Origin of the sequence: Microbacterium foliorum (assembly GCF_003367705.1) — a bacterium.
GTDB lineage: Bacteria > Actinomycetota > Actinomycetes > Actinomycetales > Microbacteriaceae > Microbacterium > Microbacterium foliorum.
The window spans coordinates 399,441-410,898 of the sequence record NZ_CP031425.1; the positions used below are offsets into that span (position 1 = coordinate 399,441).

Below are 11,458 nucleotides of genomic sequence, written 5' to 3' on the forward strand. Positions count from 1 at the left end.
TTCTCGGATCACCCGCCGGCGAAGGGCGGGAGCACGTCGATCAGCTGGGCGTCGTCGAGGGCATGGTCGTCGTCGCGACGCACGCCGTCGACCATGACCGCGCAGCGCGGCAGGATGTCGGCGAGAGCCGGATGCTCGGCCATGACCGCCGCGCGGAGCTCGGCCAGCGAGCGCTCGCCGCGTTCCTCAGAGTCGACACCCGCGGCCTCGGCGGCGGCGGCGAAGTAGCGCACCCTGGTCGCGGTCATCGGGTCTCTCCCTCGCGCAGCCAGTCGCCGGAGCGCCCGCCCGACTTGGCGACGATGCGCACGTCCTCGATGACCACCGAGCGGTCCATCCCCTTGATCATGTCGACGATCGCCAGGGCGCTCACCGACACGGCCGTCAGGGCCTCCATCTCGACGCCGGTGCGGTCGGCGGTGCCGACCGTCGCCTCGACGTGCACGCCGTCGTCGACGATGTCGAGCTCGACGCCGGCCCGGTGCACCCCGATCACGTGGGCGAGCGGCAGCAGAGCCGCGGTCGACTTCGCCGCCTGGATGCCGGCGATGCGGGCGACCGCGAGCACGTCGCCCTTGGGGGCGGTGCCGTCACGCAGGGCTGCGATGACCTCGGGGCTGCAGCGCACGAATCCTCGCGCGGTCGCGGTGCGGACGGTCGGCTGCTTGCCGGTCACGTCGACCATGTGCGCATGGCCGGACGAGTCGAGGTGCGTGAAGCTCATTCGACCAGCATGACATCGATCGTGTCGCCCACGGCGACGGCCTCGACCTCGGCCGGCACGATCGCGAACGCGTGCGCTCGGGCGAGGCCGCCGGCGAGGTGCGAGCCCGAGCCGCCCGCGGTCGCAGGACGCACCGTGCGGGTCGAGAGGTCGACGACGGCGGGGAGGTACTGGCGGCGTCCGGGGGGAGTGGTCCACGCCGCATCCGCCGTGAAGGATGCGCGGGCGCGCTGGATCTCGGTGCGCCCCTGCAGTGCGAGCAGAGCGGGTCGCACGAACACCTCGAACGAGACGGCGACGCTGACCGGGTTGCCGGGCAGCCCGAACACGAGCGTTCCGGAATCGAGCGCCCCGAACGCCTGCGGTTTGCCCGGCTGCATGGCGACGCTCGCGAACTCGACGGCGCCCCGTCCGTCGAAGGCGCCCCGCACCGGCTCGTAGGCCCCGGCGCTGACGCCGCCCGTGAAGATGATCACATCGGCGCCGCGTTCGACGGCGGTCGCGGTGACGGCGCGCACGGCGTCGGCGTCATCGGCGACACGCGTCATGAGGACGACCTCGGCGTCGGCATCCGCGACGAGCAGTTCGAGCAGGGGGCCGTTCGAGTCGGGAATGCGGCCGCGCGTGGCGGGCTCACCAGGCGAGAGCAGTTCACTGCCCGTCGAGACCACGGCCACGCGCGGCGCCCGCGTCACCGCGACGGTGTCGACGCCGGCGGCGACGGCGGCGGCGAGCTGGAACGCACCGAGGCGCTCGCCGGCGAGCACGACGGCGTCCCCCGCATGCAGGTCGGCGCCGCGACGGCGCACGAAGGCTCCTGGCGTCGCGGGGGCGCGCAGCACTCGCACCTCGCCGAGCGAGTCGGCGAGTCCTCCCGCGGTGTCCTCGAACGGCACGATCGCGTCGGCGGCGGTGGGCGTGGGGGATCCGGTCATGATCCGCGCGGCGTCGCCGGCATCGAGCGGCGGGTCGTCGGAGACCCCGGCGGGCAGATCGGCGACCACGCGCAGCACCACCGGGTTCTCGGGGGATGCTGCGGCGACGTCGGCCGCGCGCACCGCGAAGCCGTCCATCGCCGAGTTGTCGAAGAGCGGGATGTCGTGGGCCGCCGTCGCGGGTTCCGCGAGGGTGCGGTGGGCGGCGTCGCGCACGGCACGGGTCTCGGCCGGGAGGACGCGCACGGCCTCGAGCACCAGGGCGAGCTGCTCCTCGACCGTGCGGCGGCTGCCGTTCGCGGCGCTCATGCCGCCACCGCCGAACGGATCGCGATCTCGTGCTGTCGCGCCGTGAGGGCGTCGATCACCGCGAGGCGACCGAGCAGCGGCTCGCCGGCGCCGGTGATGAGCTTCACGACCTCGCCCGCCAGCATCCCGCCCACCTGCACGCACAGGGCTCCGAGCACGCCGACCTGTGCGCAGCTCGGCGGCTCGCCCTCGGTGCCGAGCGGGAAGAGATCGGTCAGGACGACCGGAGCCGCTGTCGGCGGATCCGACCAGAACACGGTCGCCTGCGCGTGCCACTCCTGCACGGCGCCCCACACGAGGGGGATGCCGAGGGCTTCGGTCGCGGCGGCGACATCGCGTCGGGTCGCGAAGGAGTCGCTCGTGTCGACCACGATGTCGGCCCCCGCGAACAGACGCTCGGCGTTCTCGGAGTCGAGCCGCTCGGCTGCGGTCACGACCTCTGCCCCGGGCGACAGCGCGGTGATCGCGCGTGCCGCCGAGGTGGTCTTGGGCCTGCCGATGTCCTCGACGCGGTGGGCGAGCTGACGCTGCAGATTCGTGAGCTCGACGATGTCGTCGTCGATCACGGTGATGCTGCCCACTCCGGCCGCCGCCAGGGCGAGGAGCGCGGGGGAGCCGAGGCCGCCGGCGCCGACCACGGTGACGTGGGCGGCGGCGAGGCGGCGCTGCCCCTCCTCTCCGATGCCGGCGAGCACCGCGTGCCGGGCGGTGCGCACGAGTTCGGCCGGGTCGAGAGCGGGCGCGGGGGCGACGAGCGGCTGCATGCCCCCAGGCTATGCCCGGACGTGCGGGGCGGGGCTACGTTCACTATTCAGCACCGAAGCCCTGGAACCGCTGTCGGCGCGCGGAAACACGGGCGGTCTCGAGTATTCGTGCTGAATGGCGCACGGGGTCGTCGAGTGCCCCGTCGGTGGCGACTCGGCGGCTTCCGCGAATACGTCTTTTTTCGGCCCTATCATCCGCATCTGCGGTACGCTCTGCCTCATGCAGAGCTTTCGGATCTCGCGCGCGGCGCAGCTGCTCGGCGTGAGCGATGACACGGTGCGGCGCTGGGTCGATCAGGGACTGCTGCCCACGACCGACGCCATCCCCGCCGAGATTCCCGGCGACGCGCTCGCCGCCCGCGCCGTGGCGCTCGCCGAGGAGGCGCAGGAGTCGAACCATGCGCTCTCGAGCGCACGCAATCGCTTCGTCGGCATCGTGACCCGTGTGCAGATCGACGGGGTCATGGCGCAGGTCGACCTGCAGTCCGGACCCCACCGCGTCGTCTCGCTCATGTCGGCCGAGGCCGCCCGCGAACTGCACCTCGAGGTGGGCTCGCTCGCTGCGGCATCCGTGAAGGCGACCAACGTCGTCGTCGAAGTACCGAGGGGCTGACCCATGCGCCGCCGTCTCCGCCGCACCGTCATGGTCGCCCTGACCGCCGCGGCTCTCGCCCTCACGGGATGCGCGGCCGGTGCGCAGTCGCCGTCGCCGACCGCCACCGATGGCGCATCCGGCAGCGGCGAGAGCACTGTGAACGGAGAGCTCACGGTCTATGCGGCTGCCTCGCTCTCGGGCGCGTTCGACGAGATCGGCGCGGCGTTCACCGAGGCGAACCCCGGCGTGAATTTCAGCGGTGTCTACGACGGATCCTCCACGCTGGTCACCCAGCTGCGCGAGGGGGCGCCCGCCGACGTGTTCGCCTCGGCCGACGAGGCCAACATGGAGAAGCTTGAGGATGCCGCGGTCGATCCGACCCTGTTCGCGTCGAACACGCTCGTGATCGCCGTGCCGACGGGCAACCCCGGCGGCGTCGAGACCCTGGCCGACCTGGCCGACGTCACCACCGTGCTCTGTGCCCCCGAGGTGCCGTGCGGGGCGGCATCCGCCACGCTGCTCTCGAACGCCGGCGTCGCGGTCGACGCGGCGAGCCTCGAGCAGAACGTCACCGCCGTGCTCACCAAGGTCGCTGCCGGCGAAGCAGATGCGGGCCTCGTGTACGCGACCGACGTGGTCGACCGCGACGACGTCGAGGTGATCGTGCCCGAGGGCGCCGACGAGGTCGTCAACCACTATCCGATCGCGACGCTGGCAGAGGCGCCGAACTCTGCGGCCGCCCAGGCGTTCGTCGCCTTCGTGCTGTCGGACGAGGGTCAGCGCATCCTGGCTGACTTCGGGTTCGGAGCGCCGTGAGTGCCGCCGGAGCGCGCGGATACGCGCCGCGTGCCCTGGCCATCCCCGCCCTGATCGGTCTCGCGTTCCTCATCCTCCCGCTCGCGGCCCTGGTCGCCCGTGTCGACTGGTCGACCTTCATCGCCGACGTCACGTCGGAGGCCGCGCGCTCGGCGCTGCTGCTCTCCCTGGGGACGGGCCTTGTCGCCACCCTGCTGTGCATCGCGATCGGCGTTCCCCTGGCGCTGACGATCGCTCGTTCGGGGCCGCGCCTCGCCGCGGTGCTGCGTGCTGCCGTCACCATTCCCCTCGTCCTGCCGCCCATGGTCGGCGGCATCGCCCTGCTCTACCTCTTCGGACGGGCGGGGTGGCTCGGCGGGCTCGGACTGTCGTTCAGCACGACGGCCGTCATCCTTGCGCAGACCTTCGTGGCGCTGCCGTTCCTGGTGCTTGCGGTCGAGGGGGCGGTGCGCACCTCGGGTGTCGAGTACGAGCGCACCGCGGCCGCTCTCGGTGCCGGCCGCTGGACGATCCTGCGCCGCATCACCCTGCCGCTCGCCGCGCCGGGGATAGTGGCTGGCTTGGTGCTGTGCTTCGCCAGGGCCATCGGCGAGTTCGGTGCGACCGCGCTGTTCGCGGGCAACCGCCCGGGTGTCACCCAGACCATGCCTCTGGCGATCTACACGGCCTTCAACGGGGCGGGAGTCACCCAGGGTGCGGCGGTCGCCCTCGCGCTGCTGCTGCTCGCCACCGCCATCCTCGTGCTGCTGCTGGTGCGGGGCTGGCGTCCGGGAGCCGCGCGATGAGCAGGGCGGATGGCCTGCGCGCCCATGTGGTCGTGCCTCGGGAGCACTTCTCCGTCGACGTCTCGCTGCACGTCGAGCCGGGCGAGACGGTCGCCGTGATGGGTCCGAGCGGTGCGGGCAAGTCGACGCTGCTGCAGGCGCTCGCGGGACTCGAGCCGCTGGGGGCCGGCGAGATCGCCGTCGAGGGGCGCGTGGTCGACAGGGTCGCGGCTCCGCGTGTGCGGACCGATCCGATGCGGCGCGGTGTCGTGCTGCTCGGGCAGAAGCCCCGGCTCTTCCCCCATCTGTCGGTGCGCGAGAACGTGGCGTTCGGACCCCGTGCGGCGGGCGTCGAGGTTCGTGCGGCGCGCGCAGGTGCCGACGACTGGCTTGCGCGCGTGGGTCTCCCGGGCTCCGCAGAGCGGATGCCGCACGAGCTGTCCGGAGGCGAGCAGCAGCGCGTCGCCGTCGCCCGGGCGCTCGCCGCATCGCCGCGCGTCGTGCTGCTCGATGAGCCGCTCGTCGCCCTCGATCCCGAGACCGCCGGCGACATCAGGCGGATGCTGCGCGATCAGCTCGTGTCGACCACGACCGTCGCGGTCACGCATGATGCCGCGGATGCCGTCGCGCTCGCCGACCGGCTGCTCGTCGTCGAGGAGGGCCGCGTCACCCAGGCGGGTGCGGTGCGCGAGGTGCTCGCCGCACCGGCATCCGGATTCGTCGCCTCGATCGCCGGAGTAAACCGTCTGGTGGGCGTCGCGAGCGGGGGCGCGTGGCGCAGCCGTGACGTGCTGCTGACGAGCGCGGATCCTGCGTCGCGTGCGCTCGCTGCGACCGACGGTGCCGCGCTCGCCGCGGTCTTCCGTCCCGGAGATGTGCGGGTCGCCGAGGCAGGCGCGGAGTCGTGGACGGCCGCGGTGACGCGCATCGAGCCCACGCTGGGAGGCGTGCGCGTGCACACCGACGCCGGGGAGGTCGACCTGTCGCTGGATGCCGCCGCAGGCCTGGCGGTCGGCGACAGGATTCGGTTGCGGGTCGACCCGGGGCTCGTGCGGTTCGTCGGCGTCGGCGTCGGCGTCGGCGTAGGCGACGCCTGAGTCCGCAGCCGCTGCGCCGGATGGCTGACGTCCGCAGCCGCTGCGCCGGATGGCTGACGGCATCCCGGGTGGCTGATCGGATTCGGCCTCGGCACCCGCCAGACGGGGAATCGTCAGCCAGGTGGTCCCTTTCGAGGCGCCCGGACCTGGCAATATGCCGGTCGTCGTGCCCGCACGGGCCGCGGTGTCGGCGGCGCAGGTAGTCTCGGAACATGTCGGGGAGAGGGATACGGCGATGACGGCTGTGCCGGTCGTCATCGGGATGCGGGCGCCGAGCGCCGCGGTCCTCGCCGACGCCGCGCCCGCGTCGCAGGGACTCGTCGACACGCACGGTCGTGTGCACCGCGATCTGCGCATCTCACTCACCGATCGCTGTTCGCTGCGCTGCACCTACTGCATGCCCGAGCAGGGCAACGAGTGGCTCGCGCGCACCAGCATCCTGTCGACCGACGAGATCGTCGAGGTGGCGCAGGTCGCTGCCTCGCTCGGCATCCGCACGTTCCGGCTCACCGGCGGCGAGCCGCTGCTTCGTGCCGACATCATCGACGTCGTGCGCCGGGTCTCGCGCATCGAGGGGGACGAGGGCCCCGTCGAGGTCGCGATGACGACGAACGGCATCACGCTCGCGAAGAAGCTCCCCGATCTGATCGAGGCGGGCCTCACGCGTCTGAACATCAGCATCGACACGGTCGACCGGCAGCGTTTCGCCGACCTCACACGCCGGGATCGCATCGACGACGTGTTCGAGGGCATCGCGGCAGCGGCGGCATCCGACCTCCGCCCCCTCAAGCTCAACACGGTCGCGATGCGCGGCGTGAACGACGACGAGCTGCCCGACCTGGTCGCGTTCGCGATGGAGGTCGGCGCGCAGCTGCGCTTCATCGAGCAGATGCCGCTCGACGCCGGGCACACGTGGGACCGCGCGTCGATGGTCACGCGCGAGGAGATCCTCGAGAAGCTCAGCGCACGGTGGAGCCTCGAGCCCGTTCCCGGCCGCGGCGGCGCACCCGCCGAGAAGTGGCGCATCGACGGCGGACCGCACGAGGTCGGCGTCATCGCCTCGGTCACCGCTCCGTTCTGCGGCGCCTGCGACCGACTGCGACTCACCGCCGACGGTCAGCTGCGCAACTGCCTGTTCTCCAACGCCGAGTACGACCTCATCGACTCGCTCCGCGGACCGGCGGCATCCGATCCCGCCCAGCGCGCCGCGGCGATCGGAGCCATGCTGCGCTCGTGCGTGCACGGCAAGCTGCCGGGGCACGCGATCAACGATCCGTCGTTCCTGCAGCCGGCCCGTGGCATGAACGCCATCGGCGGCTGAGTCTCAGCACTCCCGCGTTCACGACTCAGCGCTCCTGCGTTCACGACTCAACGCGACTCGGCGTTCACGACTCAGCGCGACTCGGCGTTCACAACTCAGCAGAGAACGAGCGTTCCGCCTGCTCGGCACGCGAAATCGGCTCGTTCCTGCCCGTTCATGCTGAATTGCGAACGACGAATTGAGAAGCCTCAGGCGAGGAACTCCCGCGCGGCCGACGACAGCGCGGTCACGCCGACCTCGATCGTCGGGTGGATCTCCGGCGCGAAGAACGGCGAGTGGTTGGTCGGGATGTCCTTGTCGAGCGTTCCCGCGGCCGCCGATGCCGCGAACTTCACCGGGTCGACGCCTCCCCAGAACCAGAACACCAGTGGGGCGCCCGTGTCGCGGGCGAACCACGAGACGTCCTCGCTGCCCGTGAACATGCCGGGGTCTATGACGGCCGCCTCGCCGAGCGCACGCTGCAGCGCGCTGGTCACGCGAGCGGTGGCCTCGGCGTCGTTGATCGTGGGCGGCAGCGTGTGGTCGGTGCGGATCTCGGGCTCGCGCTCTGCTCCGGATGCCGCGGCCTCGGCCCGCACGATGCGCTCGACGCTCGCGAGCACCCTGTCGCGCATCTCGTCGTTCGGGTAGCGCAGGCTGAGTTCGAGCTTCGCCTCGGCGGGGATGATGTTGTTCTTGAGTCCGGCGTGAATCGAGCCGACCGTCACGACCGCGACGTCACGCGGGTCGACCTCGCGAGAGGCGACGGTCTGCAGACGCATGACGGTCGCCGCGGCCATCACGATCGGATCGATCGTGGAGTGCGGTCGGGATCCGTGTCCGCCTCGGCCGTGCAGCGTCACGGTGAGGCCGTCGGATGCCGCCATCTGCGTACCGGGGCGCACGCCGATCGTGCCGGCGGGCAGCGGGGTGACGTGCTGACCGAGCACGATGTCGGGAGTGGGCGCGATGTCGAGGAGTCCGCCGTCGAGCATCGCGCGCGAGCCCGCACCGTACTCCTCTGCCGGCTGGATCAGCACGACGAGGGTGCCCGCCCACTCATCACGCTCGGCGACGAGCTTCTCGACGGCGCCGATCATGGCGGTGACGTGCATGTCGTGCCCGCACGCATGCATCACGGGAACGGTGTTCCCGGCGGGGTCGATGCCGGTCGCGGTGCTGGCGTAGGCGAGGCCGGTCTCCTCGCCGACCGGGAGAGCGTCCATGTCGGCGCGCACCCAGACGACGGGGCCGTCGCCGTTGCGCAGGATGCCGACCACCCCGGTGACCCCGATGCCCTCGTGCACGTCGAGCCCGAGATCCCGCAGGTGTCCGGCGGCGATGCCGGCGGTGCGGGTCTCCTGGAACGAGAGCTCGGGATGCTGGTGCAGGTCGGTGTAGAGCGCTTCGAGGTCGATCGTCATGGCCCCGAGCCTACTCGCGCACGTACGACTCCAGTGCGGGTCCGGGGTGCATGACGCCGTTGACGATCGCCCTGATCGCGAACTCGCTCGCCCCGCCCAGGTCGACGACGTCGCGGTGCAGGAGCCACTGCAGCTGCAGGCCGTCCATCACCGCGAGGATGCTCGCCGCGCCCGTCGCGATCGTGTCGGGCTCGTCGACGCCCTCCTGTGCGCAGAGCAGGTGGAACGCCTCGGTCACCTCGCGGCGGAGGGTCGTGTAGCGCTCTTCGAAGTACTCGCGGCCGGGGTGGTTGTCGGTGACCGACTCCGACGAGAGCACGGTGTACGCCTGCACGATCCCGGGGCGCAGCTCGTTGGAGATCGCGGTGCGGACGAGGTGCAGGAAGAGCTCGGGGCCCCGCGGGATGCGCTTCTCGGCGAGCTCGGCGACGTCGGCCTGATCTCGGTAGGCGAGCACCTCGAGCAGCAGGTTCTGCTTCGAGCCGAAGTGGTGCAGCACGCCCGCGTGGGTGATCCCCACCTGTTCGGCGACATCGGCGAGGGTGCCGTTGGTCGACCCCTTGTTGCCGAAGATCTCGACGGCGGCCTTGAGGATCAGCTCGCGCTTCTCGCGCGTGGCCGGTCGCACGTTCGCGGGTGCGGCGGATCCCTTCGCCATGGTCACTCCTCTCCTGCACCGGTGCCTGATCTGGATCGTACTTGCCAACTCTACTTACCAACGAGTAACCTCGCACCAGTTTACTTTCTCGTCAGTAAGCTAACTCGTCGGATGCCTGCGCAGCCGACGATCACACAGCACAATGACCCGTGCCCAAGGAGAAGCAATGAAGCTCAGAAAATCCCTGATCGCTGCCGCGGCGATCTCCGCCCTGGGAGTCTCGGCCCTCGCCGGCTGCGCTGCCGGAGGAACGAACGACAGTGGTGGCGACGGCTCGGCCGCGCTGACCATCGCGAAGCCCGATGGGGCGATCACCACCGAGTCCAACAACCCGTACGTCGGCGATTCCTCGGCCTCGAAGTACGGCTACGGCAAGGTGATCTTCGAGACGCTCGGCCTCGTGAACCAGACCGGCGACCGCGAGGTCACCCCGTGGCTCGCCGAGAGCATCGAATGGAACGACGACTTCACCGCCGTCACGGTCGTGCCGCGCAAGGACGTCACCTGGAGCGACGGCGAGCCCTTCACCGCCGACGACATCGTCTTCACGTACGAGCTGGTCTCCACGCCCGCACTCGACACCGCGGGACTCAAGTTCGAGGGCGCGACCGTCGACGGCGACGCCGTGACCCTCACCTTCGGCGAGTCGAAGTTCGTGAACCAGGCCCGCGTACTGCACGTGCCGATCGTCCCGAAGCACATCTGGGAGAAGTTCGACGAGCCCGCCACCGATCCGGTGAAGGGCGACGATCTCGTCGGCACCGGTCCCTACGCGATGTCGAACTGGTCGACCGAGTCGGTCACCCTCGAGGCCCGCGACGACTACTGGGGCGGAGACCTGGCGGTCCCCGAGCTGCACTACGTCTCGTACGGCGACAACACCGCGCTGACCACGGCGCTCGCCCAGGGCGAGGCCGACTGGGCGCAGGCGTTCATCCCGCAGATCCAGGAGCAGTTCCTCGACGCCGACCCCGAGCACAACAAGTTCTTCGTCGCGCCGACGACCGGGTCGGCGACGCTGTTCATGAACCTGCAGCAGAAGCCGTTCGACGACGTCGTGTTCCGCCAGGCGCTCGCCTGGGTCATCGACCGCGACGCCTACGTCGACATCGCCCGCGAGGGCGCCAGCGAGCCGGTGTGGTCTGTGACCGGGCTCTCGTCGATCCTCGAAGACGAGATCCAGCCGGAGTTCCAGGGCGAGGACTACTCCGTCGACGCCGAGAAGGCGCGCGGTCTGCTCGAAGACGCCGGATACACCTGGAAGGACGACGCGCTGATCGACCCCGACGGCACGCCCGTCTCGTTCACGCTCTCGGTCCCCTCGGGGTGGAGCGACTGGAACACCGCCCAGGAGCTCATCGCCGAGGACGTCACCGAGGCCATCGGCGCCGAGGTCAAGATCGACATGCCCGACTGGGGCGGCTGGGCCGGACCCCGCGACGAAGGCACCTTCTCGGCCATCATCCACTGGCTCGAGGACAGCGGCACGGCCTACGGCCTCTACACGTCGACCATGGACCCGCGATGGATCTCGCCCGAGGGCATCGCCGGATTCAACTTCGGACGCTTCGACGACCCGGTCGCGACCGAGGCGCTGAACGCCTACGCGAACGCCTCGTCCGACGACGTCCGCACGTCGTCGATCAGCACGCTGGAGCAGATCTTCGTCGATCAGGTCCCGGCGATCCCGCTCGGTGCGCATCCGCTCCTGGGCGAGTACAACACGCGCAACTACGTGGGGTGGCCGTCGGAGGACGACCCGTACGCCTCGGGCGACCCGACGCAGCAGAACGTCGTGATGATCCTCACCAAGCTGAAGCCGGCCGAGTAGCCCTTCGTCTCGCTCCGCTCGCTCAGGGGCCGGTGTCTCGGTGCCGGCTCCTGAGCGGGCCGGGCCCCACGCCCGGTTCGCCCTTCGTCTCGCTCCGCTCGCTCAGGGGGCGGGCAAGTAGCCCTTCGTCTCGCTCCGCTCGCTCAGGGGGCGGGCAAGTCGCCCTTCGTCTCGCTCCGCTCGCTCAGGGGGCGGTGCTCGGTCTCGCGACCAGGGCGGAAGCTACGGGCCGGCACGGGTT

At 71.0% G+C, this 11,458-nt stretch carries 12 protein-coding genes; 6 read left to right on the forward strand and 6 right to left on the reverse strand.

From position 1 onward, the window contains the following. Window positions 1-8: 8 nt before the first annotated feature. From DXT68_RS01900 to DXT68_RS01915, 4 genes are read right to left on the reverse strand one after another with little or no spacing between them, the layout of a single operon-like run. Window positions 9-248, reverse strand: coding sequence for a MoaD/ThiS family protein (locus DXT68_RS01900; protein ID WP_045254406.1), 240 nt, complete (start codon window positions 246-248; stop codon window positions 9-11). Beyond that, window positions 245-724, reverse strand: coding sequence for a cyclic pyranopterin monophosphate synthase MoaC (gene moaC / locus DXT68_RS01905; RefSeq protein WP_045254405.1), 480 nt, complete (start codon window positions 722-724; stop codon window positions 245-247). Before moaC ends, DXT68_RS01900 begins: the two co-directional genes overlap by 4 nt. Then, window positions 721-1,968, reverse strand: a complete 1,248-nt coding sequence (locus DXT68_RS01910) for a molybdopterin molybdotransferase MoeA (RefSeq protein ID WP_045254404.1) — start codon at window positions 1,966-1,968, stop codon at window positions 721-723. The genes moaC and DXT68_RS01910 overlap by 4 nt, the downstream gene beginning before the upstream one ends. Further along, entirely contained in the window at window positions 1,965-2,732 is a 768-nt protein-coding gene (locus DXT68_RS01915; protein ID WP_045254403.1) for a HesA/MoeB/ThiF family protein, read from the reverse strand. The genes DXT68_RS01910 and DXT68_RS01915 overlap by 4 nt, the downstream gene beginning before the upstream one ends. 220 nt (window positions 2,733-2,952) lie before the next feature. Between DXT68_RS01915 and DXT68_RS01920 the strand changes: the two genes are divergently transcribed. From DXT68_RS01920 to moaA, 5 genes are all read left to right on the forward strand, one after another. After that, a complete protein-coding gene (locus tag DXT68_RS01920; protein ID WP_045254402.1) occupies window positions 2,953-3,345 on the forward strand; it encodes a TOBE domain-containing protein in 393 nt (130 codons plus the stop codon). 3 nt (window positions 3,346-3,348) lie between these two features. After that, entirely contained in the window at window positions 3,349-4,143 is a 795-nt protein-coding gene (modA, locus tag DXT68_RS01925; protein WP_045254401.1) for a molybdate ABC transporter substrate-binding protein, read from the forward strand. Next, window positions 4,140-4,928, forward strand: coding sequence for a molybdate ABC transporter permease subunit (gene modB, locus DXT68_RS01930; RefSeq protein ID WP_045254400.1), 789 nt, complete (start codon window positions 4,140-4,142; stop codon window positions 4,926-4,928). Before modA ends, modB begins: the two co-directional genes overlap by 4 nt. Then, window positions 4,925-6,004, forward strand: a complete 1,080-nt coding sequence (locus DXT68_RS01935; protein WP_052677741.1) for a sulfate/molybdate ABC transporter ATP-binding protein — start codon at window positions 4,925-4,927, stop codon at window positions 6,002-6,004. The genes modB and DXT68_RS01935 overlap by 4 nt, the downstream gene beginning before the upstream one ends. 235 nt (window positions 6,005-6,239) lie before the next feature. Continuing rightward, a complete protein-coding gene (moaA, locus tag DXT68_RS01940; RefSeq protein ID WP_045254399.1) occupies window positions 6,240-7,325 on the forward strand; it encodes a GTP 3',8-cyclase MoaA in 1,086 nt (361 codons plus the stop codon). A gap of 188 nt (window positions 7,326-7,513) precedes the next feature. On the opposite strand, the gene DXT68_RS01945 is transcribed toward moaA, so the two are convergent. Next, entirely contained in the window at window positions 7,514-8,728 is a 1,215-nt protein-coding gene (locus tag DXT68_RS01945) for an amidohydrolase (protein WP_045254398.1), read from the reverse strand. Between the two features lie 10 nt (window positions 8,729-8,738). After that, window positions 8,739-9,386, reverse strand: coding sequence for a TetR/AcrR family transcriptional regulator (locus DXT68_RS01950; RefSeq protein WP_045254397.1), 648 nt, complete (start codon window positions 9,384-9,386; stop codon window positions 8,739-8,741). Window positions 9,387-9,552: 166 nt separating this feature from the next. Here DXT68_RS01950 and DXT68_RS01955 point away from each other — a divergent pair, with 166 nt between their 5' ends. Continuing rightward, window positions 9,553-11,217 (forward strand): ABC transporter substrate-binding protein, encoded by a 1,665-nt coding sequence (locus DXT68_RS01955; RefSeq protein WP_045254396.1) that lies wholly within the window; start codon window positions 9,553-9,555, stop codon window positions 11,215-11,217. Window positions 11,218-11,458: the final 241 nt, after the last annotated feature.

Bases quoted from the DNA above. Each gene is read 5' to 3' on its own strand.
- DXT68_RS01900 (WP_045254406.1), bottom strand. From the start codon at position 248: ATGACCGCGACCAGGGTGCGCTACTTCGCCGCCGCCGCCGAGGCCGCG.
- moaC (WP_045254405.1), bottom strand. From the start codon at position 724: ATGAGCTTCACGCACCTCGACTCGTCCGGCCATGCGCACATGGTCGAC.
- DXT68_RS01910 (WP_045254404.1), bottom strand. From the start codon at position 1,968: ATGAGCGCCGCGAACGGCAGCCGCCGCACGGTCGAGGAGCAGCTCGCC.
- DXT68_RS01915 (WP_045254403.1), bottom strand. From the start codon at position 2,732: ATGCAGCCGCTCGTCGCCCCCGCGCCCGCTCTCGACCCGGCCGAACTC.
- DXT68_RS01920 (WP_045254402.1), top strand. From the start codon at position 2,953: ATGCAGAGCTTTCGGATCTCGCGCGCGGCGCAGCTGCTCGGCGTGAGC.
- modA (WP_045254401.1), top strand. From the start codon at position 3,349: ATGCGCCGCCGTCTCCGCCGCACCGTCATGGTCGCCCTGACCGCCGCG.
- DXT68_RS01935 (WP_052677741.1), top strand. From the start codon at position 4,925: ATGAGCAGGGCGGATGGCCTGCGCGCCCATGTGGTCGTGCCTCGGGAG.
- moaA (WP_045254399.1), top strand. From the start codon at position 6,240: ATGACGGCTGTGCCGGTCGTCATCGGGATGCGGGCGCCGAGCGCCGCG.
- DXT68_RS01945 (WP_045254398.1), bottom strand. From the start codon at position 8,728: ATGACGATCGACCTCGAAGCGCTCTACACCGACCTGCACCAGCATCCC.
- DXT68_RS01950 (WP_045254397.1), bottom strand. From the start codon at position 9,386: ATGGCGAAGGGATCCGCCGCACCCGCGAACGTGCGACCGGCCACGCGC.
- DXT68_RS01955 (WP_045254396.1), top strand. From the start codon at position 9,553: ATGAAGCTCAGAAAATCCCTGATCGCTGCCGCGGCGATCTCCGCCCTG.